We start from the raw sequence: 22826 nt of genomic DNA, 5'->3' as shown, positions 1-22826 counted from the left end.
TTATTTTGCTTTGTTCCATGATTTTTATTGGAATAGAGTATTTAACTGATCTAAAAATGAACAGCAACGCCTCCACATTTGAATTAACGATTATTGTCCCTGTTTTTAACGAGGAAGAAAATTTAGAACGAGTAAAACAAGAATTTGACTCCTACTTATCCAAATCTTCATATCAATCAAAAGTTTTATTTGTTAACGATGGTTCCTCGGATTGCAGTCAGATGCTAATTGAATCTATTTGCAAGTATTCCAAGCAATACAACTATTTACAACTTAGCAAAAACATGGGCTTAAGTGCCGCAATAAAGGCTGGAATTGATGCTTCCGACACTCCTTTTATTGGCTATATCGATTCTGATTTACAGACCACTCCTTTCGATTTTGATTTATTAATGGAATACCGTCACGATTATGCCTTAGTTACTGGTGTTCGCCAAAACCGAAAAGACAGTTTTGTAAAAAACATGAGTTCTAAAATTGCCAACGGTTTTCGCCGATACATGACCAAAGATACTGCCGAAGATACTGGTTGCCCACTTAAAATAATGAAAAGTGAATACGCAAAAAAAATCCCATTTTTCACAGGAATGCACCGATTTATCCCTGCATTGATTATGCTACAAGATGGAGCGATAAAGCAAGTTCCCGTTCAACATTTTCCGCGAATTGCTGGTGAAGCAAAATACCATTTGTTCAACCGAATGATTGGTCCTTTTAAAGATTGTTTTGCTTACCGATGGATGAAAAAACGTTACATCAATTACGAAATTACAAATCAGGGATAATGGAGAACCTATACATTTACTTAATCGGATTCCTTTCTCAGGCTTTGTTTTCAGCACGTTTAATTATGCAGTGGATTAAGTCTGAAAAAGCTGGTGATTCCCTTTCGCCAACAATCTTTTGGCAATTGAGTATCCTTGCATCCTGGCTACTTTTTATTTACGGTTTATTAAGGGATGATTTTGCCATTATTCTCGGACAAATTATTGCCTACACTATCTACATTAGGAACCTTCAGCTGCAAAATCAGTGGAAAAAACTTCCTTTGGCAACTCGCATAATCGCCCTAACAACGCCTTTTATTGCTGTTGTAAGCATATTACATCATTGGGATCATTATTACCAACAGTTGTTTCAGAACAAATACATTCCCCTTTGGCTTGTATTTTGGGGAATTGCTGGACAAATTACATTCACATTCCGGTTCATTTATCAATGGATTTACTCCGAACGTAAGGGAGAATCTTGCCTTCCAATGGGATTTTGGCTCATTAGTATTGTAGGATCTTGTATGATCTTATCTTATGCAATTTATCGTAGCGATCCTGTTCTATTAATTGGGCAAGGATTTGGTTTACTGGTTTATATCCGCAACATCATGCTCATTAGAAAACACAATATGAAACTAGAAGTTGGAGGGAATCAAAATGAAGCTTGATTCAATTTTAGATAACAATCGATACAGCCATGCATTTATTCTTATTGTAGCCTGTTACATCTCTTTTTTTCTTTTCAATAGCGAATTCTTCGTAAATATCATGGAGGCACGAAATTTTGTTACTGCTCGTGAAATTATTGAGAAAGGGAACTGGTTAGTACCAACTATGAATGGAGAATTACGATTAGCGAAACCTCCTTTACCAACATGGATTACAGCATTATTTGGTACATGGTTTGGAATGGAAAACCTTAGTTTGTTGCGATTTCCAGCAGGGTTAATGGGCTCTCTTTTGGTTCTGTTCATGTATCGGTTTACCATTAGCTTAAATGGAAACAAAAACAAAGCATTAATTAATAGCTTAATTCTTACCACTAGCTTCTATGTTCTATACATGAGCCGAACTGGAACATGGGATATCTATTGCCATAGTTTTATGCTAGGAGCCATTTGGCTTTTGCATAAAGCATGGAGCAAGAATACAAAAGCTTATGGTTTTTTCATCGGTGCAGGAATTTTACTGGGCCTCTCTTTTTTAAGCAAAGGGCCCGTTGCCTTTTTTGCCTTACTTATTCCCTTTTTAATAGCCTATTGCTGGATTTACGGAGGTAAAATTATTTTTAAAAAATGGCAGCCTTTACTTCTTTCTTTAGTAATTTTTGCTGGAATTAGTTTTTGGTGGCCAATTTATATTGCCATTGCCCATGCTCCTGAAGCAGCGGCTGTTGCTAAATTAGAATCAGGTTCTTGGATGAACCGACATGTGCGGCCATTTTACTATTATTGGAATTTCCCCATTCAATCTGGAATTTGGACTCTTGCAATATTCACAAGCCTTCTGGTTCCTTATGCATTGAAAAATTTTCAAGCAAAAAAGGAATACAAATTTGCGTTAATTTGGACCATCTCATCGGTTGTATTACTTTCCCTTTTACCTGAGAAAAAAGATCGTTACTTATTACCCGTTTTAATACCAAGTGCAATATTAGCAGGACATTTCTTTCATCATTTATACCTGGTTTTTAAAAACAACAATTCTAAAAAAATAGATCGTATTCTCTTTGGAATTAATATCTGGACCGTTGCTTTAGTCGCATTTGCTTTGCCAATTGCAGTCTTTTTAATGTTCCATCAACACAAATTAATGTCGGTTCGAGCTTTTGCTCTTTTCTCCATATTTGCCGAGCTTATTTCCGTTTCTCTAATGCTTTGTTGGATGAATAAAAGTATCAAAGGAATGCTTTTAGGAACAACAACACTTTTACTTGTCGTTGTTGTGTTTATAATTCCACATACTGGAGGAATTCTGAATAGAAATTCAAATTTTAAAAACATAGCCGAAGTTCAAAATCATCCTGAAATTTCAAGTTTAAATTATTATACAATTGGAGCGTATGAATTGCGAATCGAACTGATTTATGAAATAGGTAAAGAAGTTCGTGAATGGAATCTGAAAACCCAGAAAAACTTTCCTGAGGAAAATTCCTTTGTCGTGATTTCGACAGAAAATCCTGAAGATTTATTCTCAGAAGATCAAAAAAAAAATATGAAGCTTACAATTATCGATCATTTTGATAACAATAAACAAAGAACTGGAAAAAGAAGAAATAAAGAGCATTTCAAAAAGTATGTCAGCATTGTAACACCGCTTAATAATGATCAAAACATCGCCTCAAAATAAAAAACATAGCCTTATGAAAGTTGAACTGAATGACATGAAGGGTAAGACAATTTTAGTTACAGGATGTGCTGGTTTTATTGGTTCGCATCTTAGTGAAAAACTTTTAAGTTTAGGATACAAGGTTATTGGGGTTGATAATTTTGATCCCTTCTATTCCATTGATTTAAAAATGGAAAATATGGAGGGTTTTAAAAGAAACAAAGCTTTTAAATTCTACCAATTAGATCTATGTCAAAGTGGTAGTTTAAATCTAATACAAGAAGAAATTTCTTTAATAGCACATTTGGCTGGAAAGGCTGGTGTTCGTCCTTCCATTCTAGATCCGCAAAGTTATATTGATAGTAATATTAGTGCAACTAGAAACATTCTTGATTTTATGCAGAAAAAAGGAATACAGAAACTTGCATTCGCCTCTTCCTCATCAGTATATGGCAACAATCCTATTGTACCTTTTACCGAAGATCAAAATGTAGACAATGTTATTTCCCCTTATGCCTTTTCAAAAAAATCTTGTGAAATTTTGAATCACAGTTATCATCACCTCTACGATTTGGATATAATTAACATGAGATTTTTTACTGTTTTTGGTCCTCGTCAACGTCCCGATTTGGCGATTAATAAATTCGTAAAACTCATTTATAACAACGAACCGATTCCAATGTTTGGAGATGGTTCAACCGCTCGAGATTACACCTTTGTAGATGATACTGTTGATGGAATTGTAAAAACTTGTGAATATCTATTTGCAAATCATTCAGTATTTAACACCATTAATCTTGGCAACAGTTATCCAATTAAACTGAGCACAATGATTGAGGTAATTGCAAAAAATTGTGCTGTTATTCCGATCATTAAACAATTGCCAATGCAAGCTGGTGATGTTGAGCAGACTTATGCTGATATATCCAAAGCTAGAGGTTTAATTGGCTACAATCCAAAAGTTTCCTTTGATGAAGGAATTGTAAGATTTGTAAAATGGTTTACTCAGAAAAATCAACTCGTAGTATTGCATAATTAATAAATGGAAAGATAGGATCAGGCATATTGTATTTCTTTTTCAATTGCGCAACTAAAACCCATTTTATGGACTTTTTATTCTTTTAACTTCAATTAACGTGCAATGAATCTAATTGTTAGGTTTTTGTTAGAACTCACTCCTTTCTTTGAGGCATTTATCAAAGCCAACAATTAAAAAAATATGAAATTTAAAAGCATCCTACAAAGTCGCTATGGAGGTCTGGTACTGTTTAGTTTTATTTTCCTAGCCCTTTCTTTTTTAGTACGAACCATTCTTCTTGTTACTGAAATTCAAAATGTTGATTTGAATTTTGTTCGATTTATACAGATATACACATTTGGTTTATTTTACGATTTAGTTGCCATCTCCTATTTTATCATTCCATTTGTCTTATACTTACTTGTTGTGCCCGCTACAATTTTATTGCAGTTGATTATCTGGTTTATACCCACGAGGTAATCTCAAATATTAAAGAATCGTATCCAATGCCAATTATAATTATGGGAATGCTCCTTCTATCAGCAGGAATATTTACTCTTGTAAAAAAGCATTTCGATACAAGTATCAACTCTAAATCGCGCTTTGTATCCCGATTTACAACCAGTATAATTCTTTTGACACTGCCCATGCTGGCCTTTTTTACCATAGATAAAACAACGGCTGAAATTCAAGATAATACCTACTCAAATGAATTGGCTCACAATGGTATTTACCAAATTTTCTCTGCTTTTAGAAATAACGAATTAGACTATAAATCGTTTTATCAATCTATTGATGATAAAAAAGCTTTTACCAATCTGCGAAAGCTTCTTAAAACATCCAATAGCGAATTTATTAGCGATGACATTTTCGATATAAAAAGAAAAATTACCTATGATGGAAATGCCAAAAAGTATAATGTAATGATGATTACAGTAGAAAGTCTGAGTGGTTCATTTTTCACTAAATTTGGTTCTAAGGATAAGATTACTCCCAATTTGGATACCATTGCTCAGCAATCTATGTTTTTTACCAATTTCTATGCAACCGGAACCAGAACGGTTCGTGCTATGGAAGCCTTAAGCCTTTCTTTACCACCAACACCTGGATATTCAATTGTAAAACGTCCCAACAATGAAAATATGTTTACATTGGGAAGTATCTTAAAATCTAAAGGTTACAATACCAATTTCATATATGCCGGTAATGGTTATTTCGACAATATGAATTACTTTTTTGGTAATAGTGGTTATAATATTGTTGATAAGAAGAATTTTGAAAAGAATGAAATCACCTTTGAAAATGCCTGGGGTGTTTGTGATGAAGATTTATTTGCAATAGCAGCACAAGTTGCCGACAAGGCTTATTCTGAAGGCAAAGCATTTCATAATTTCATCATGACTACTTCTAACCATCGCCCTTATACTTATCCTAAAGGTAAAATTGATATTCCTTCGCATACTGGAAGAAAAGGAGCTGTAAAATATACCGATTTTGCCATTGCAAAATTTTTACGTGAGGCAAAAAAACACGAATGGTTCGATAATACCCTTTTTGTAATAGTTGCAGATCATTGCGCTTCTAGCGCTGGTAAAACATCACTGCCAGTTAAAAAATATCATATTCCTTTACTAATTTATGCTCCTACTATTATTGAGCCTAAAGAGATTAATACTTTGTGTTCTCAAATTGATTTTGCTCCTACTATTATGGGACTCTTAAATATGGATTATACCTCAAAATTCTTTGGAAAGGACATATTACTAAATAATCCAAACAGAGCCTTAATTGGGACATATCAAAAAATTGGTTTATTAGAAAACCATAAATTAACCGTTCAACTGCCAACCAAACGAACCGAAGCATTTAAAGTATCTGATATGGAACAAGAAGCTTCCCTGGTAGATAAGACAGAACTTTACGATGCTATTACCTACTATCAAACAGCAAGTTATCTATTTCAGAATAAGAAATTGAATTTTGCTCAATAATTGAATTTTCAGGAATATGAATGATCCATATTCCTGAATATCTTACCTTATGCATACAATGGATAAAGCTTATAAAACACTCATTATCATTAATCCCGTTTCAGGAACAGGAAAACAAAAACAGATTACCTCTGTTTTAAAAAAATATCTGAACCAAAAAAAATTTAAGGCAGATTACAAACTAACTAAATATGCCGGACATGGATATGAACTGGCTAAAGATGCTGTTAAAAATGGATATAAGGCAATAATAGCAGTTGGCGGAGATGGAACAATAAATGAAATTTCGAGAGCTCTTGCTTTTTCTGCTACTGCATTAGGTATAATCCCTTGTGGATCGGGAAATGGCTTGGCTCGTCATCTTGGAATTCCTATGAATCCCAAAAAGGCTATTCAATGGATAAACAAAGCTAATATCCAGGAAATGGATACAATCTCAGCTAACGAATATAGACTTGTAAATGTTGCAGGTATTGGTTTTGATGCAAAAATTTCTCATGAATTTGAGAAAATGAATTCCAGAGGCTTGATTACTTATATAAGAGCGAGTTTAAAGTGTTTCAGGACCTTTAAAACACAGGAGTTTGAGCTTAAAAACAATTCTATTGCAAGAATAGAAAAAGGTATGATGCTGAGCTTTTGTAACTCCTCACAGTTTGGCAATAATGCATTCATTGCTCCAAAAGCAAAAATTGATGACGGAAAAATAAATCTTTGTCTTCTTAAAAAACCTAAATGGTATCAAGTTCCTGCTTTAGTGATGAATTTATTTTCGAAACGGATAAATTCATCATCGCTTTTTAAAGAACTTATTGTTGATCATATAAAAATCTATCAAAAATCAGACTTAGGACATGTTGATGGAGAACCAGTAATCTTTGGAAATACAATTAACCTAAAGATAGATCCTAAAAGTTTGAAAATATTTACCCAATTTAATTCATAAAAAAAGCTCCATAAGGAGCTCTTTTTAATTACAATAATTTCTTTACATCTTCCTCAAAACTCTCAGGAGTTATATTGGGTTCAATTCGCTGAACCACTTTCCCATTTCTATCAATCAGGAATTTTGTAAAGTTCCATTTAATTCCTTCTCCTTCATATATCTCCGGAAATTTTTTGCTTATAAAACCCTTAAATTTTTGTCCCGATTCCGAATTATCGAAACCTAAAAATGGTTTTTCACTTGTTAGCATTTTATAAAGCGGATGAGCATTCTCCCCTCTCACCTCAATTTTTTCGAACATTGGAAAGCTTACACCATAATTTTTTTGGCAAAAATCTGCAATTTCCTTCGATGAACCAGGTTCCTGTTTCGCAAATTGATTACTTGGGAAACCTAAAATTACAAATCCCTGATCTTTATATTTTTTATACATGGCTTCCAAACCTTTGTATTGTGGCGTTAAACCACATTTACTGGCCGTATTAACCACTAAAACTACTTTTCCCTTATACTGGTCCAAATTTACCTCATCGCCTTGTAACGAGCTCATTTTATAGCTATATAAGCTTTTACTGCAACATTTCTTTTCTTTATTCTGAGCAATTGACTGACCGGTATAAAATCCTACTAAAACAATTAGTAGCAATGCTAATTTTTTCATCCTTTTTAATTTTTAGATATGAAATGTTAGCTACCAGATTGAAAATATAAAATCTAAAAAATTCTCGAATCTTATGTCTCTAACTTAAAACCTATCTAAGATATCATAAAAATGATAAAGAATGAAGAAATAAAATACTTAATAGTCTTTTTTACGAATTCATTACCATTTTTACTTCCCGGGCCACCCATTCAGGAGTTATATCGATCATACATTGCTGATAAATACTCATTTTGCATTTACCAGATCCATCTTTCGTACAAGGACGACATTTCATATCCACCTCTAATGTCTTGATATGATTCCCCGTAGTGAAACCAAATGCAGTAGGTCCCATTAAAGACAAAGCTTTAACATTAAACTTATCGGCAGCATGTAAAAATCCTGTATCCCCAGATATCACAAGATTCGATTTCTGAACCAGATAACAGGATTCCAAAAGATTGGTTTTACCCGATAAATTTAATATTCTATGAGCTGCTTCGGCTTCAATTTCTTTGCAGAACACATCATCTGGTCCGGCCAAAATCATAAAATTATACTCCGGCAAAATGCTTACCAGTTTTTGCCAGTGTGAAACCGGCCAGCGTTTCATTTGCCAGGCTGCCGATGGCACCAATGTTACCAATTTAGATGCATCTCCCTTAATCTTAGAAAATACATTGTCATTCATTTTATCTTTTAAATCGGCAGGAAAGTACCAGTTTGTGTTTACTTTAGAATAGTCAGTTATTCCCCACTTTTCGAGTGGTTTTCGGAAAGATAACATTCCTTTAAATGGCATTGGAAAACGATCGATTCCAAATTTAAAAAGTAATATTCTTTTGATACGATCTTTGCTACGCATGGTAAATTTTGGTCCAATGCCAAACCAGCGCTTCCATCGTGGCACCAATACGGATTTTAAAACAATAGATCGGATATTACTATGAGCATCATACACATAATCAAACCTTTCTGCTTTAAGCTGTTTTGCCTGTGCCAGTAAACCTTTAAATCCTTTTTTACGATCAAATCCCCACACTTTATGAATTCGCTGATCCATGGCCAGAAACGAAGACATATCTTTTCTCGCAATCCAATGTATCTCAGCATCAGGATAATGATTTAGGATACCATCAATAGTAGTCATGCATTGAATTATATCACCAATGGAACTAAAACGTATGATTAGGAATTTTTTAGGCATTTCTTTTTAGATATAAGATGTTAAATACTAGATTTGAGATAATATTTACTTAAACAATTCACAAAAATAATTAATTCAGGCAACTTCATGGATCTAAGGTCTCAAATCCAGAATAAAAAAGCCCGGAATTAATATTCCAGGCTCTCCTATATTAATTTTAAATCAAACTTATTTTTTAGCTATCTGCTAATACCGAAATTACATTTTTCTTACATTCAACAACACCTCCGTTGACTTCAAAAAGAATCTCTTCGCCACTTTCTGATTTTACTTTTATTGTTCCTTTTTGTAAAGCTGAAACTATAGGAGCGTGATTTTTCAGTATTTCAAAAGATCCATCTTTACCAGGTAATTGAACCAATACAACTTCTCCTGAATAAAGTTTCTTTTCCGGTGTTACTATTTCTAAATGCATATTTATCAATTATCAGTAAAAAATACCTTTTACTTTTTAACCTACATCTTTATACTTGATTAAGCTTCAGATTCAGCCAATAATTTTTCACCTTTCTCAATAGCTTCTTCAATGGTTCCAACAAGGTTAAAGGCAGCTTCGGGATATTTATCCACTTCGCCATCCATAATCATATTAAATCCTTTAATGGTATCTTCAATAGAAACTAAACATCCTTTTAATCCGGTAAACTGCTCTGCTACGTGGAAAGGCTGAGATAAGAAACGCTGAACACGACGTGCGCGGTGCACAACCAACTTATCTTCCTCAGAAAGTTCTTCCATACCCAAAATTGCAATAATATCCTGCAATTCTTTATAACGCTGAAGAATCTCTTTTACATCCTGTGCACATTTGTAGTGTGCATCTCCAACTACATCCGGAGTTAGAATACGAGAAGTAGAATCCAATGGATCTACCGCAGGATAAATACCTAACTCTGCAATTTTACGGTTTAGTACAGTTGTTGCATCCAGGTGAGCAAATGTTGTTGCCGGCGCAGGGTCTGTTAAGTCATCGGCTGGTACATAAACAGCCTGTACCGATGTAATAGAACCTCGTTTTGTTGAGGTAATACGCTCCTGCATGGTTCCCATCTCGGTTGATAGGGTTGGCTGATAACCTACTGCCGATGGCATACGACCTAATAGTGCCGATACCTCCGATCCCGCTTGTGTAAAACGGAAAATATTATCTACAAAGAAAAGAATGTCACGACCGCCCGATTTCTCATCTCCATCGCGTAAACTTTCTGCTACTGTTAATCCTGATAATGCCACACGAGCACGTGCTCCTGGTGGTTCATTCATCTGACCAAAAACCAGTGATACCTGCGATTTATCTAAAGCATCTTTGTCTACTTTAGAAAGATCCCATCCACCTTTTTCCATGTCTTCTTCAAACTCATCGCCGTAACGAATAACTTTCGATTCGATCATTTCACGAAGTAAATCGTTCCCCTCACGAGTACGCTCACCTACGCCGGCAAATACCGACAATCCGTCCTGACCAATTGCAATATTATTGATTAACTCCTGAATTAGTACTGTTTTACCTACTCCGGCACCACCAAACAAACCAATTTTACCACCTTTTGCATAAGGTTCAATAAGGTCGATTACTTTAATACCCGTAAAAAACACTTCCGATTCTGTTCTTAACTGATCAAAGGCTGGTGGAGTTCTGTGAATAGGATATCCTCCCTCTTTTTCCACAGATCCAATTCCATCGATAGTTTCACCCACCACATTCAAAAGTCTACCTTTAATTTTATCGCCGGCAGGCATAATGATAGGAGATCCGGTTGATATTACATCCATACCACGGCGCAATCCGTCGGTAGAATCCATAGCAATGGCACGAACTGTATTCTCACCAATGTGCTGCTGACACTCAACCACCAAATTTTTACCGTTTTCCATCACGACCTCTAGAGAATCGTAAATCTCTGGAAGTTTAGAACCTTCCTTCTCAAAACTTACGTCGATCACAGGTCCGATAACCTGTACTATTTTGCCTGTATTTTGTGACATTTACATTAATTTTTTGGATCATTAATATAGCGTAAAGACAAATTTAAAATTTTTTGTCAATAAAGGATATCTTATCATTAATTTTAACATTCTTAAACAGATCGATTTACCAAGCCCTTTACCAAAGAGTAAAGTTCTTTCTTTTTTTCTGCCTGAACGTTCACTTTATCGAGATATTCAAGACACAAAGAGAAATAGTCGTCAATCATTTTTTGAGAATAGTTTTGAACATCTAGTTTCTTATAAATAGCTTTTACTCTCTCAATTTTTTCTTTGGGATCAAAATTCTCTGCTTCAATCCAGGAATTTAATTCTTCTTTTTCTTTTCCTGTAGCTAACTCTAAAGCTTTTATTAACAAGAATGTTTTTTTGTTAGATATGATATCTCCACCAATTTTCTTTCCGAAGATTGCCTCATCACCAAACACATCCAATAAATCGTCTTGTAATTGAAATGCCATTCCTAAATTCACTCCAAAGTAATATAATAAATCAGCATCTTTTGAATTGGCATCGCCCATAATGGCACCCATCTTAAGACTTCCTGCTAAAAGCACAGCTGTTTTTAAGCGAATCATCTCCAGATACTCTTCTACTTGTACATTCTTTCGATCTTCGAATTCCATGTCGTATTGCTGACCTTCACAAACTTCTAATGCTGTTTGATTAAATACAGTTAGCACATCTCGTAAGTGATGATCTTCGCAACTACCAATGTACTGATAAGCTTTAATAGACATGGCATCACCAGAAAGAATGGCAACATTACTATTCCATTTTTCGTGGACAGTTGCTTTTGTTCGCCTGATTGGAGCATTGTCCATAACATCATCGTGCAATAATGTAAAGTTATGAAAAACCTCTATTCCAATTGCCGGCAAATAAATTTTTGCTAAATCTTCTTTAAATAAATTGGCACTTAAAAGTACCAAAATAGGACGAAGTCGCTTGCCTCCAATTCCCAAAATATATTTCATGGGTTCAAAAAGCCCTTCGGGTGGTGTAGAAAACTCTAATCCTTCAATTTCCTTTTGAACTATTTCCTGAAGTTCTTTAAAACTATACATGTTCTATTTTAAATTTTAGTCCCGATAGTATCGGGATGAGACAATAAATCTGACACTTATTTGTATGAACTTAAAATAAATCTCAAAATACATTCCGATACTTTATAATACACATTGAACATTGCAATTTACGAATTCCAGTATTTAATAGCTTCTCGAAACAGCTCACTAAATTATAAAAAATTAGCTTGCAGAAGTTTCCTTTTCCCCATCTTTTTCAATCCTTGCAATTTTCAAATCATCAATTTCTATATCTTCCTCTTCGTCAAATATTTGCAACAATGGTTCTTTAAACGAACGATTGGTAATTAATTTTTCGAGAGTAAGCAGTAAAGATGGTAGTAAAACAAGATTTGAAAGCATTGCTGATAAAAGGGTTATAGAAACCAGAACTCCGAGGGAAACAGTTCCTCCAAACTCTGACAATGCAAAAATACTGAACCCAAAGAACAGAATAATAGAAGTGTACATCATACTTTGGCCTGTTTCGCGAAGAGCCAGCACAACCGAAGATCGAATACTCCAATTGGTAACTTTTAGTTCCTGTCGGTATTTTGCCAAATAGTGAATAGTATCATCAACCGAAATACCAAATGCAATACTAAAAACCAAAATGGTTGAGGCTTTAATTGGAATTCCGAAGTATCCCATTAGCGCTGCTGTAACTATTAATGGCAATAAGTTTGGAATAAGGGCTACCATAACCATTCGTTTCGATGAAAACATCCAGGCCATGAAAGAGGCAATTAGAAAAATGGCCAGAGCTAAACTTAAAAACAGATTTTTAATTAGGTATTGAGTTCCTTTAAAAAAGACAATACTCGATCCTGTTACATGAACATTGTATTTGTTTTCGGGAAAAATATTGTGAACATGATCTAAAATTGTTTGCTCCATTTCTGCCATCCGTGTTGTTCCAATATCCTTCATTCTAAAACTCATACGAGTTAAACTTTGAGTAGAATCAACAAAAGTTTCAATAACTTTTGAATCCTCACCTGTATCGGCTTTAGCCAGATAGGATAGAATTACATTTTGAGTTTGACTACTTGGTAGTTTATAATATTTTTCTTTTCCATTAAAATAAGCCTGATTGGCAAATTTTGCGGCTTCGACAACCGAGACAGAAGATGAAATTTCGGGATAAGCACTCAATGAATCGTTTAGCTTATTTAAGCGCTTTAAAGTTGATGATTTTAGAACCGAAGCTTTCTTTTTGGTTTCTACCATTACTTCCAATGGCATAATTCCATCCATATTTTTCTCGAAAAACTTTAAATCTTGAAAAATCACATTGTCATGTGGAAGATCATCCACCATGTAACCAGTACTTTTCATTTTACAAATACCAAAACCACCTAAAACAACCAGAGAAATAGCTACACCGTAAACTATACTACGATGATTCAACACTATTTTTTCTAATCGGCCAACGAACCACACCGTGAGCTTATTATCTAAATGCTTAGTTGCATGCTGATCTGGCGGATTTAAAAAACTAAATATAATTGGGATTAAAAGAAGCGAAAGCATAAATACCACCATAATATTTAAAGATGCAATTACACCAAACTCTTTCAAAATCTGACTTGAAGTCACAATAAAAGTAGCGAAACCCGATGCTGTGGTTAAATTGGTGAGGAAAGTTGCATTTCCAATTTTTGCCACAACACGTTGTAATGCCTTTATTTTATTATTGTGGCGAATATATTCTCCATGATATTTATTAATTAGAAACACCGAATTGGGAATTCCTATTACAACTAGTAAAGGCGGCAGCATGGCTGTAAGCAAAGTAATTTTATAATCGAACAGCACCATAGAACCTACGGCCCATATCACACTTAATCCCACTACAAGCATGCTAAAAAATACCACCTTGAATGATCGGAAAAACATAAAAAGAATAATTGCTGTAACCAAAAGAGAAAGGTAAATGAACATGTTCATCTCTCCTTTTATCATTTGTGCTGTTACAACACGTATGTATGGTAAGCCTGAGTATCGCATATCCAGACTATGCTTTGCTGTAAATTTATCGGTAATTTCGCGCACTTTAGCCACCATTGGCTCACGTGCCTTAGAGTTAATAATTTTGGCATTCACGGTAATAGCCATTAAAAAGGTGTTTGTTTCCTGATTAATTAAACTTCCGTGATAAAATGGCAAAGATTCCGCTATTCTTGCTAAACTATCAAGCTGATGCTGAGAACTAAGCTTCTGTGGAAATATAGGTTCAAACTCGAACTTTTTAGCTGTTTTATTCTTTTTAATATTCCAAGTATGCGCCAAAGAAACAACAGCATCAATACCATCCAAATCATGAAGGTCATTTCCTAAGGCAATCCAATCGTTAAACTTTTCAAGTTCATAGAAATCAGAATCCTGAACAGCAAAGAACATTACATTTCCCTCTTGTCCGAAAGTACTTCTAAATTTCTCATATTCAATTGAAGCTGGATCATCGTCGGGAAGAAGAGCGGCATACTGGTACGACATTTCTACAAATTGCGCCTTATACCCCATAAAAGCTGTAACCAGTCCAATTATAATTAAAAGTAAAATTCTATTTCTAAGAATTAATCCTGCAATCCTGTTCCACATATTTTATTTTCCTGCTAAAGATAGGTATCGTTTTTATCTAGATTCCGGCGAAAATACGACTTAAAATCTTTTTTTCAAAGGATACAAGACTAGCTACTTGATTCTTTATCCTAAATGAATTACACCGAATATTAAAAATACGGAAAAACAGTCAAAGCATCTGACTTTTAATAAAATAATTCCTGTAAATATAATTTTATTCCATTTTATGGTTAAATTAAACGAATTTTCAATTGTATTTTATAATTTTAAGTTGTTTTAATCTACTGATTTTCAACCTGTAAATACAGTGTTAAAAATCATTAAAACGAAAGAATCTAATTAAGACATTAAGATTTACTTTTATTTCTATTAACATTGAATTTACATTTAAAAAATTCTATTTTTGCCACCAATCAAACTAATCGATTGAAAACAAACTAAATTAGTCAATTATGGATTATGGGATAGCCGATATTTTAAGGCTTATTGGCTCTTTAGGTTTATTTCTTTACGGAATGAAACTAATGAGTGAGGCTCTTCAGAAAGTTGCAGGAGACAAAATGCGCTCTATTCTGGCAGCAATGACATCTAACAGAGTAAAAGGTGTTATGACTGGAGTCTTAATTACAGCTTTAATTCAATCATCATCGGCAACTACTGTAATGGTAGTAAGCTTCGTGAATGCAGGATTGCTTTCGCTGGTTGAATCGGTAGGTGTTATTATGGGTGCTAATGTTGGAACTACTGTTACCGCCTGGTTAATCTCAATTTTGGGATTTAAAGTAAGTATGAGTGCTATCTCTCTGCCCTTAATTGGTCTTGGATTACCATTCCTGTTCTCGCAAAACAGAAGCAAGAAAAACTGGGGTGAACTAATCATGGGATTTGCATTATTGTTTATCGGATTACAATTCCTGAAAACATCGATGCCTGATATTAAAAATAATCATGAAATTCTTAACTTCTTAGCCAACTATACTGATATGGGATTTGGTTCTACCCTTCTTTTTATGGGAATTGGAACTTTATTAACCATTTTAATTCAATCGTCATCGGCAACCATGGCACTTACTTTAGTAATGTGTAACTCGGGCTGGGTTAGCTTTGAAATTGCTGCAGCGATGGTTTTAGGAGAAAATATCGGGACAACCATAACAGCTAACCTTGCTGCAATGATTGCCAATACATCGGCAAAACGTGCTGCACGTGCTCACCTTATTTTTAACTCGATAGGTGTAATTTGGATGCTCTTGGTATTGCCTTATTTCTTAGAATCAACAGCTTGGGTAAGTCAGCACTTTTTTGGACAAGGAGATGCATTTACTGATGCAGCCGCTGTACCGGTAACTCTATCTTTATTCCACACAGGATTTAATATTCTTAATGTACTATTTATGATTTGGTTTGCGAAACTTATCGTTAAAGTTGTAACCAAATTGGTACCTGTTAGAGAAGATGCCGAAGAAGAATTTAAACTTCAGCATATTAAAACGGGAACTCTTTCTACTCCTGAAGCTTCTCTTTTTCTTGCTAAACAAGAAATTAGTACATACGTAAAAAGTACCAAAAAGATGTTTGGCTATACCAAGAAAGCCTTCAACGAAACCAACGATAAATCTTTCAATAAACTATTCGATAAAATTTCTCAGCGCGAAGATGAAAGTGATGATATGGAAATAGAAATTGCAAATTTCCTTACCTCTGTTTCTGAAACTCGCTTAAGTACTGAAAATTCGGCTCGTGTACGTGCCTATTTTAAAATGGTAAGTGATATCGAGAGTGTTGGTGATTCGACCTTAAATCTTGCCAAAGCAATGAAAAGAAAGCGCGAACAAAAGGCCTGGTTCCCTCAGGAACTAAGAGACAATATCAATAAAATGTTCGAATATGTTGACGATGCCCTCGATGTAATGCTGGAAAATACCAAACTGGAATTCTCTGAAGTTCGCATTAAAAAAGCATACGAAATTGAGCGTGAAATTAACGATTACCGTACTGCTCTTAAAACAGAGCATTTAGCTAATGTTGAAGAAAATAAATACAAGTATCAAGCTGGTATTATCTACAACGACATGTTCTCAGAATGCGAAAAAATTGGTGATTACTGTATCAATGTAAGTGAAGCAATCAACGAGATAAAAGAATAGATTAGCTATCGGCTAGAAGCCGATAGCTTTCAGGTATAAAAAAATCCTCATCCTTACAGATGGGGATTTTTTATCTACTCAGTATTTTTAAAATACAAGAACTTAAAATCGGATTATAAAAAAAACCCACCCGAAGGTGAGCTTTGCAGCAATATTATTTGTTTAAATATGGTCTTAAAAACACGCTCTATTGAGCCAAAGCATTCGCTCCAGACACAATCTCCAATATTTCGTTAGTAATTGCAGACTGACGAGCCTTGTTATAAGTTAAATTAAGGTCCTGAATCAAATCCGAAGCATTGTCGGTAGCTTTATGCATTGCGGTCATACGTGCTCCATGTTCCGAAGCAAACGAATCTAACATTGCTTTAAAGAACTGTGTTCGTAAGGATTTAGGAATTAAATCTTCTAGAATATCTTCCTGATTCGGTTCAAAAATATACTCTGTTTGTATCTTATTTTCCTCCTCAGACTGAATTATTGGTAAAAATTGCTCTGTTGTTAAGATCTGAACACCAGCATTTTTAAATTGATTGTAAACCAATTCTACTTTATCGTACTTCCCTGCCACAAATTCAGCCATTACCGAAGATGCTATTGCAGATACATTTTCAAAATTCAACTCGTTGTAAACATGATTGTATTCTCCAATCACATTATAGCTTTTGCGAAGAATTTCATATCCTTGTTTACCAATTGCTAATATATGCAATGAACCTTTTTGATTTTGTTCGGCATAGCTTGTCCCTGCCAAAACAGTAACCTGCTTAATTACATTCGCATTAAAAGCTCCACATAAGCCTTTATTCGAAGTAATTGCCACCAGCAAAACCTTCTCAGGCTTTCTTTCTTTTCCATATAAATTATCATCAACATCATTCAAACTTGCCGTTAAGTTCGACAATATCTCATGTAATTTATCGGCAAAAGGTCGAATTTGCACAATAGCATCCTGCGCCTTTTTTAATTTAGCAGCAGAAACCATTTTCATCGCTGCAGTAACCTGTTTGGTTTTCTGAACCGACGAAATACGAGTACGAATTTCTTTTAAATTAGCCATTTACTTTTATTAATAATTAGCAATAATCAATTAATAATTAATGAGCAATTAAGCATTATCAAAATTACTCATTATTAACTACTAACTGTTAATTATTTTTATATTTTGCAGATACTTCAGCAGCAACAGATTTCATTACATCCTGTGCTTCCTTCGTATACTTTCCTGATCCTATTTCCTTCAAAACATCTTTGTGTTTCAAATCCATAAAGTCAAGAAAATCTGTCTCAAATTCTTTTACTTTGTCTACAGGAACATCTTTTAATAAACCTTGGGAACCACAGTAAAGAATAGCAACTTGCTTATCAACAGTTACAGGAGAATACTGACCTTGCTTTAAAATCTCAACGTTTTTAGCACCTTTATTCAATACAGAAAGAGTAGCTGCATCCATATCCGACCCGAACTTAGCAAATGCCTCCAATTCACGATATTGAGCCTGATCTAATTTCAATGTACCTGCCACTTTTTTCATTGGCTTAATCTGAGCATTACCACCCACACGAGATACCGAGATACCTACGTTAATTGCAGGACGAATACCAGCATTAAAAAGATCTGATTCGAGGAAAATCTGACCATCAGTAATTGAAATTACATTGGTTGGAATGTAAGCAGATACATCACCTGCCTGAGTTTCAATAATTGGAAGTGCAGTTAATGAACCACCTCCTTTAATAATTGATTCTCCATTTTCATCCTTCACATTCTTCAAACTTTCAGGTAAATCATTCATCTGACGAGCAATTTCATCGGAGTTAATTATCTTAGCAGCACGCTCTAATAATCTTGAATGCAAGTAAAATACATCACCTGGGTAAGCCTCACGTCCTGGTGGACGACGAAGTAGAAGAGAAACCTCACGGTAAGAAACTGCCTGCTTCGATAAATCATCAAAAATAATCAATGCTGGACGTCCTGTATCGCGGAAAAACTCTCCAATGGATGCTCCCGCAAATGGTGCATAAAATTGCAATGCTGCAGGATCGGCTGCAGTAGCAGATACAATAGTTGTATAAGCCATAGCTCCATGTTCTTCGAGAGTTCTGGCAATATTTGCAACGGTAGATCCTTTCTGCCCTATTGCAACATAGATACAGTAAACAGGTTCCCCATTATCGTAAAATTCTTTCTGATTGATAATTGTATCAATAGCAATTGCTGTTTTACCAGTCTGACGGTCACCAATGATCAACTCACGCTGTCCACGACCAATAGGAATCATTGCATCAACCGATTTTAAACCTGTTTGTAAAGGTTCATTTACTGGCTGACGATAAAGCACTCCTGGTGCTTTGCGTTCCAATGGCATTTCGTAAGTAATACCTGTAATTTCACCTTTCCCATCAATTGGCTCACCAATGGTGTTGATTACACGTCCTAACATACCTTCACCAACATTAATGGAAGCAATACGCTTGGTACGTTTTACAACGTCACCTTCTTTTATTCCCTGAGATTCACCCAAAAGAACGGCACCCACATTGTCCTCTTCGAGGTTCAATACAATACCTAAAACGCCATTTTGAAATTCAATTAACTCGTTGGACTCAACGTGTGATAAACCGTAAATTCGGGCGATACCATCCCCTACTTGTAATACGGTTCCGACTTCTTCCAGTTCTGCTTCGGTTTTTAATCCTTCTAGTTGCTGCTTTAGGATTTCCGAAACTTCTGCAGGTTTTATACTTGCCATATTTATACTATTTAAACAATTTATAGTGCCTTAAGTAATATCTATTTTATTATGATTAAAGAAAATTACCAGTAAAAACTTTATTTTAGCTGATTTGAGAGCAATTCTCTTTTAATTTGATTCAACTGTGTACTCACACTTGCATCCAATTGCTGATCTTCAATTCGAAGTACAAAACCTCCAATTATATCTTTATCAACAACTTCTTCCAAATCAATTTTTGAATCGAAAGATTTTGATAAAAGCTGACTCAAATTTTTCTTACTACTTTCTTCCATAGCCGAAGCTGAAGTTAAAGTAGCTGATAAAATTCCCTGATCTTTGCGACACAAGGCTAAAAAATTTCGTGCAATATCTTTCAGGTAAATTTCTCTTCTATTTTTTACAACTAAATCTAAAAAATTAAGAGTCATTTCATTGATTCTATCTTCAAATATTTGCTTTACCGAAGCACGCTTTTGCGAAGTTTTAACCACCGGACTTTCGACCATTAGCCAAAAATCTGCAATATTTTTGCAAACTTCATCAATCAGCTGAATATCTTTAATTACAGTATCAATTAGTTTTTTCTCTTTTCCTAATTCGAAAAGAGCTTTCGCATATCGAACCGAGATTTTACTTTCGTTCATATTTCTCTAGATATTAGATATGAGTAGTAAGTATCAATATGATTTACAGCGAAATCCTCATTCACTCATTTACTCATTTACTATTCACTAATTAAGTTTTACTTCGTCCATCAACTTTTTAAAGTAATCTTTCTGTTGTTGATCATCGGCAAATTGCTGACGAAGAACTTTCTCGGCAATATCGACCGAAAGGTTTGCAACCTGAGCTTTAATTTCACCTAAAGCAGCTGCTTTTTCACCTTCAATATTAATACGAGCGGATTCTATAACTTTATCAGCCTCAATAGTTGCTTTTTGCTTCGCTTCGTTAACCAACTTAGCTCCCATTTCTTTTGCTTCCTTTAACATCGCTTCACGCTCTTTTCTAGCCTCCTGAAGAATTTTTTCATTATCGGCCTGTAATTTGGCCATTTCTTCTTTTGCACGTTCGGCAGAATTAAGCGCATCCTCGATTGAATCTTCTCTTTCTTTTAATGCGTTAAGTATTGGTTTCCAAGCATATTTTGCAAGAATAAGCAATACAACCAAGAAAGAAAAAAACATCCATATAAAGGTTCCTAATTCAGGTGTTACCAAGCCCATAGTATTCTTATTTTATTTCACCTAAGGTGAGATTTTACATTTAATAGTGTCCACAATTTGCCGCAGACAACCTCTTATGGCAAATTGTGGATAATGCTACATACCAATGCATAATTTATATGCACCAGTATAACACCAATACGATTAAATTTAATCGTGCAGGTGTTACAGTACGATCGCCAACAAACAAATAATAATTGCAAAGAAAGCAGCACCCTCGATAAGTGCAGCAGCAACAATCATGTTTGAACGAATATCTCCAGATGCTTCTGGCTGGCGAGCAATACTCTCAAGAGCAGAACCACCAATTTTACCAATACCGATACCAGCACCGATAGCAGCTAAACCAGCTCCAAAAGCAGCACCCATTTTAGCAACTGCCATACTAGCTGCAGCCTGAAGAATAATTGATAATGTAATCATAGCGTTTTTAGTTAAATATGAATAAAAACTATTATAGCTCCCTTTTGGGGAGTTGATAAATTCTTAATGATGTTCTTCTGTTGCCATACCAAAATACAGCGCCGAAAGAAGTGTAAATACATAAGCTTGAATTAATGCAACCAAAAGCTCAAGCATATCCATGAAAATTACGAATAAAACCGAAACCACAGAGGTTCCGTATCCTAACATTGGACTAATTTGTCCAAAAATAAAAATCAAACTTACAAATGCCAGTACAATCATGTGACCTGCTGTTATATTAGCAAAAAGTCGGACCATAAGAACAAATGGTTTTGTAAATACTCCCATTAGTTCAACCAAAGGCATTAATGGCACAGGAAATTTTAGCCACCAAGGTACACCTGGGGTGTTAAAAATATGAAGCCAGTAATTTTTATTACCACTAAATGTTGTAATAATAAAGGTAAATACAGCCAATACCATTGTAATGGTTATATTTCCAGTTACGTTAGCTCCTCCGGGAATAAATGGTACCAATCCCATTAAATTGTTTAACCAGATAAAGAAAAAGATGGTTAAAAGAAAGGGCATGTATTTTTCGTATTTTTTTTCTCCAATGGCAGGCTTTGCAATCTCATCGCGTACAAAAAGTATTAGAGGTTCCATTGCCGACTGTATTCCCTTAGGTGCCTGCCCTTTTCTATGAGTATATGCTCTCGCTACGGATATAAATATCCAAAGCAAAAAAGCCATACTTATAAGCATTGCAACCACATTCTTTGTCATTGATATATCAAAAGGACGAACCTGATGTCCGTCTATCATTTCAACAACTTTTCCTCTATAGTCGCCTTCGCTAGCTATTGAAAATCCTTTATAGGAAGAATGTCCATGATGAAATTTACTAGACATAAACATGTGAAAACCTGTTTGCTCTGAAATAACAATTACCGGAAGCGGAACTGTTGCATGAAATTCTCCAATAGAAAACACATGCCAATCGTAAGCATCGGCAATATGATCCATGATAAAGTTTCCGGGGGCAAATTTTTCCTGCTTGTGTGTATCCTGAGCATGAGTATCATGTTCGTCGGAAGCAATAGCCGGTGTTACGGCTGCTAATAAGAAGAAAATTAACAGTAATCGATGAATGTTTTTCATACGTAAATCACATGCTTTAAATAGTTGTTCAAATTTATATTTGACTTGTTCTATTTGTTTATTTTTTTTAACCGAATTCTACTTCTGTTTATCGGTCATTAATTTCTAAGAATCTATTATTTTTTCAAATATTAAATTCTGATTTGGTCACTCAAATTTAATAAAAAAAGTACTCTGCAGAACTTTTTAAGATCATTTAACATTCCCCGACCTTAATGTCTTGGTTAGAGCCATTACTTCAAAGGTGGTATATACTAAATAACAGACTGCAAAAAACAAGACAAAACTCAGTGCCTGCGCTCTATTAAGAAGTACGTAAACAATCACAAAACTTAAATTTAGAAATAACTTAATTCCAAACCAAGCCATGTAATTTGTAAGGAAAGTTTGAGGTTTTCCTTCTGCTGATTTTAACAATTTAAAGTGCTGAAAGGAATTAATAAGAAAGAAATATAATATTACGAAAGGAAAAATATAATTAAACCACGGTTTAAAAGCTGTTAAAAATAAAATTACTGAAATAGCCAGCAAGATAAATGAGAGTAAGCCTAACTTATATATATAGTTCTTGTATTTTTTTTCCATATCTTTTGTAAGATTA

19 protein-coding genes are annotated in these 22826 nt (G+C 34.6%); 7 read left to right on the top strand and 12 right to left on the bottom strand.

Features of this window, described 5'->3' with window-relative positions; translation table 11 throughout:
* Positions 1 to 56 precede the first annotated feature (56 nt).
* The 6 genes from ACT3CE_RS13060 (at position 57) to ACT3CE_RS13035 (ending at position 7056) form a co-directional block, all read left to right on the top strand.
* Positions 57 to 785: a glycosyltransferase gene (locus ACT3CE_RS13060; protein WP_444710211.1), complete on the top strand. Its 729-nt coding sequence runs from the start codon at positions 57 to 59 to the stop codon at positions 783 to 785.
* A complete protein-coding gene (locus ACT3CE_RS13055) occupies positions 785 to 1441 on the top strand; it encodes a lipid-A-disaccharide synthase N-terminal domain-containing protein (protein ID WP_444710210.1) in 657 nt (218 codons plus the stop codon). The genes ACT3CE_RS13060 and ACT3CE_RS13055 overlap by 1 nt, the downstream gene beginning before the upstream one ends.
* A 100-nt stretch (positions 1442 to 1541) precedes the next feature.
* On the top strand, positions 1542 to 3122 hold the full coding sequence (locus ACT3CE_RS13050; protein ID WP_444710209.1) for an ArnT family glycosyltransferase: 1581 nt from the start codon (positions 1542 to 1544) through the stop codon (positions 3120 to 3122).
* 13 nt (positions 3123 to 3135) lie between these two features.
* Positions 3136 to 4140 carry a GDP-mannose 4,6-dehydratase gene (locus tag ACT3CE_RS13045; RefSeq protein WP_444710208.1) on the top strand — a complete coding sequence of 335 codons (1005 nt, stop codon included), beginning with the start codon at positions 3136 to 3138 and terminating at the stop codon, positions 4138 to 4140.
* Positions 4141 to 4625: 485 nt separating this feature from the next.
* Positions 4626 to 6110 carry an LTA synthase family protein gene (locus ACT3CE_RS13040; RefSeq protein ID WP_444710207.1) on the top strand — a complete coding sequence of 495 codons (1485 nt, stop codon included), beginning with the start codon at positions 4626 to 4628 and terminating at the stop codon, positions 6108 to 6110.
* Between the two features lie 49 nt (positions 6111 to 6159).
* The gene (locus ACT3CE_RS13035) at positions 6160 to 7056 is read left to right on the top strand and encodes a diacylglycerol/lipid kinase family protein (protein WP_444710206.1); all 897 of its coding nucleotides are present in this window, start codon (positions 6160 to 6162) and stop codon (positions 7054 to 7056) included.
* A gap of 28 nt (positions 7057 to 7084) precedes the next feature.
* Here the strand turns inward: ACT3CE_RS13035 and ACT3CE_RS13030 are convergent, their stop codons facing one another.
* The 6 genes from ACT3CE_RS13030 to ACT3CE_RS13005 all read right to left on the bottom strand — a co-directional run bounded on the left by ACT3CE_RS13030 (position 7085) and on the right by ACT3CE_RS13005 (position 14563).
* On the bottom strand, positions 7085 to 7717 hold the full coding sequence (locus ACT3CE_RS13030; protein WP_444710205.1) for a glutathione peroxidase: 633 nt from the start codon (positions 7715 to 7717) through the stop codon (positions 7085 to 7087).
* Between the two features lie 151 nt (positions 7718 to 7868).
* Entirely contained in the window at positions 7869 to 8906 is a 1038-nt protein-coding gene (locus ACT3CE_RS13025; protein WP_444710204.1) for a glycosyltransferase family 9 protein, read from the bottom strand.
* Between the two features lie 175 nt (positions 8907 to 9081).
* Positions 9082 to 9321 (bottom strand): ATP synthase F1 subunit epsilon, encoded by a 240-nt coding sequence (atpC, locus tag ACT3CE_RS13020; RefSeq protein WP_444710203.1) that lies wholly within the window; start codon positions 9319 to 9321, stop codon positions 9082 to 9084.
* A gap of 59 nt (positions 9322 to 9380) precedes the next feature.
* Positions 9381 to 10892 (bottom strand): F0F1 ATP synthase subunit beta, encoded by a 1512-nt coding sequence (gene atpD / locus ACT3CE_RS13015; protein ID WP_444710202.1) that lies wholly within the window; start codon positions 10890 to 10892, stop codon positions 9381 to 9383.
* A gap of 92 nt (positions 10893 to 10984) precedes the next feature.
* A complete protein-coding gene (locus ACT3CE_RS13010) occupies positions 10985 to 11959 on the bottom strand; it encodes a polyprenyl synthetase family protein (RefSeq protein WP_444710201.1) in 975 nt (324 codons plus the stop codon).
* A gap of 183 nt (positions 11960 to 12142) precedes the next feature.
* Positions 12143 to 14563, bottom strand: a complete 2421-nt coding sequence (locus ACT3CE_RS13005) for an efflux RND transporter permease subunit (RefSeq protein WP_444710200.1) — start codon at positions 14561 to 14563, stop codon at positions 12143 to 12145.
* Between the two features lie 434 nt (positions 14564 to 14997).
* Here ACT3CE_RS13005 and ACT3CE_RS13000 point away from each other — a divergent pair, with 434 nt between their 5' ends.
* Complete coding sequence (locus ACT3CE_RS13000; RefSeq protein WP_444710199.1) at positions 14998 to 16692, top strand: Na/Pi cotransporter family protein; 1695 nt, start codon at positions 14998 to 15000, stop codon at positions 16690 to 16692.
* Positions 16693 to 16879: 187 nt separating this feature from the next.
* Here ACT3CE_RS13000 and atpG read toward each other — a convergent pair whose 3' ends face one another.
* From atpG to atpB, 6 genes are all read right to left on the bottom strand, one after another.
* A complete protein-coding gene (atpG, locus tag ACT3CE_RS12995; RefSeq protein ID WP_444710198.1) occupies positions 16880 to 17752 on the bottom strand; it encodes an ATP synthase F1 subunit gamma in 873 nt (290 codons plus the stop codon).
* An 88-nt stretch (positions 17753 to 17840) separates the two neighbouring features.
* Positions 17841 to 19448, bottom strand: a complete 1608-nt coding sequence (atpA, locus tag ACT3CE_RS12990; protein WP_444710197.1) for a F0F1 ATP synthase subunit alpha — start codon at positions 19446 to 19448, stop codon at positions 17841 to 17843.
* Positions 19449 to 19528: 80 nt separating this feature from the next.
* Positions 19529 to 20077 (bottom strand): ATP synthase F1 subunit delta, encoded by a 549-nt coding sequence (atpH, locus tag ACT3CE_RS12985; protein ID WP_444710196.1) that lies wholly within the window; start codon positions 20075 to 20077, stop codon positions 19529 to 19531.
* Between the two features lie 87 nt (positions 20078 to 20164).
* Entirely contained in the window at positions 20165 to 20659 is a 495-nt protein-coding gene (locus ACT3CE_RS12980; protein WP_444710195.1) for a F0F1 ATP synthase subunit B, read from the bottom strand.
* A gap of 165 nt (positions 20660 to 20824) precedes the next feature.
* A complete protein-coding gene (atpE, locus tag ACT3CE_RS12975; RefSeq protein WP_444710194.1) occupies positions 20825 to 21082 on the bottom strand; it encodes an ATP synthase F0 subunit C in 258 nt (85 codons plus the stop codon).
* Positions 21083 to 21145: 63 nt separating this feature from the next.
* On the bottom strand, positions 21146 to 22225 hold the full coding sequence (atpB, locus tag ACT3CE_RS12970) for a F0F1 ATP synthase subunit A (RefSeq protein WP_444710193.1): 1080 nt from the start codon (positions 22223 to 22225) through the stop codon (positions 21146 to 21148).
* Between the last annotated feature and the right edge of the window lie 601 nt (positions 22226 to 22826).

Source organism: Marinifilum sp. RC60d5, assembly GCF_052400665.1.
Taxonomy (GTDB): Bacteria; Bacteroidota; Bacteroidia; order Bacteroidales; family Marinifilaceae; genus JBQTGK01.
The sequence above is the reverse complement of the archived record's forward strand: the minus strand, read 5'-3'. Positions and strand labels throughout refer to the sequence as shown.

What these genes read in the sequence shown, in the direction of transcription:
- atpD (WP_444710202.1), bottom strand. Translation starts at nt 10,892, where the DNA reads ATGTCACAAAATACAGGCAAAATAGTACAGGTTATCGGACCTGTGATC.
- ACT3CE_RS13035 (WP_444710206.1), top strand. Translation starts at nt 6,160, where the DNA reads ATGCATACAATGGATAAAGCTTATAAAACACTCATTATCATTAATCCC.
- ACT3CE_RS13030 (WP_444710205.1), bottom strand. Translation starts at nt 7,717, where the DNA reads ATGAAAAAATTAGCATTGCTACTAATTGTTTTAGTAGGATTTTATACC.
- ACT3CE_RS13025 (WP_444710204.1), bottom strand. Translation starts at nt 8,906, where the DNA reads ATGCCTAAAAAATTCCTAATCATACGTTTTAGTTCCATTGGTGATATA.
- ACT3CE_RS13010 (WP_444710201.1), bottom strand. Translation starts at nt 11,959, where the DNA reads ATGTATAGTTTTAAAGAACTTCAGGAAATAGTTCAAAAGGAAATTGAA.
- ACT3CE_RS13045 (WP_444710208.1), top strand. Translation starts at nt 3,136, where the DNA reads ATGAAAGTTGAACTGAATGACATGAAGGGTAAGACAATTTTAGTTACA.
- ACT3CE_RS13060 (WP_444710211.1), top strand. Translation starts at nt 57, where the DNA reads ATGAACAGCAACGCCTCCACATTTGAATTAACGATTATTGTCCCTGTT.
- atpH (WP_444710196.1), bottom strand. Translation starts at nt 20,077, where the DNA reads ATGAACGAAAGTAAAATCTCGGTTCGATATGCGAAAGCTCTTTTCGAA.
- ACT3CE_RS13040 (WP_444710207.1), top strand. Translation starts at nt 4,626, where the DNA reads ATGCCAATTATAATTATGGGAATGCTCCTTCTATCAGCAGGAATATTT.
- atpE (WP_444710194.1), bottom strand. Translation starts at nt 21,082, where the DNA reads ATGATTACATTATCAATTATTCTTCAGGCTGCAGCTAGTATGGCAGTT.
- ACT3CE_RS13000 (WP_444710199.1), top strand. Translation starts at nt 14,998, where the DNA reads ATGGATTATGGGATAGCCGATATTTTAAGGCTTATTGGCTCTTTAGGT.
- atpC (WP_444710203.1), bottom strand. Translation starts at nt 9,321, where the DNA reads ATGCATTTAGAAATAGTAACACCGGAAAAGAAACTTTATTCAGGAGAA.
- ACT3CE_RS13050 (WP_444710209.1), top strand. Translation starts at nt 1,542, where the DNA reads ATGGAGGCACGAAATTTTGTTACTGCTCGTGAAATTATTGAGAAAGGG.
- ACT3CE_RS12980 (WP_444710195.1), bottom strand. Translation starts at nt 20,659, where the DNA reads ATGGGCTTGGTAACACCTGAATTAGGAACCTTTATATGGATGTTTTTT.
- atpG (WP_444710198.1), bottom strand. Translation starts at nt 17,752, where the DNA reads ATGGCTAATTTAAAAGAAATTCGTACTCGTATTTCGTCGGTTCAGAAA.
- atpA (WP_444710197.1), bottom strand. Translation starts at nt 19,448, where the DNA reads ATGGCAAGTATAAAACCTGCAGAAGTTTCGGAAATCCTAAAGCAGCAA.
- ACT3CE_RS13055 (WP_444710210.1), top strand. Translation starts at nt 785, where the DNA reads ATGGAGAACCTATACATTTACTTAATCGGATTCCTTTCTCAGGCTTTG.
- ACT3CE_RS13005 (WP_444710200.1), bottom strand. Translation starts at nt 14,563, where the DNA reads ATGTGGAACAGGATTGCAGGATTAATTCTTAGAAATAGAATTTTACTT.
- atpB (WP_444710193.1), bottom strand. Translation starts at nt 22,225, where the DNA reads ATGAAAAACATTCATCGATTACTGTTAATTTTCTTCTTATTAGCAGCC.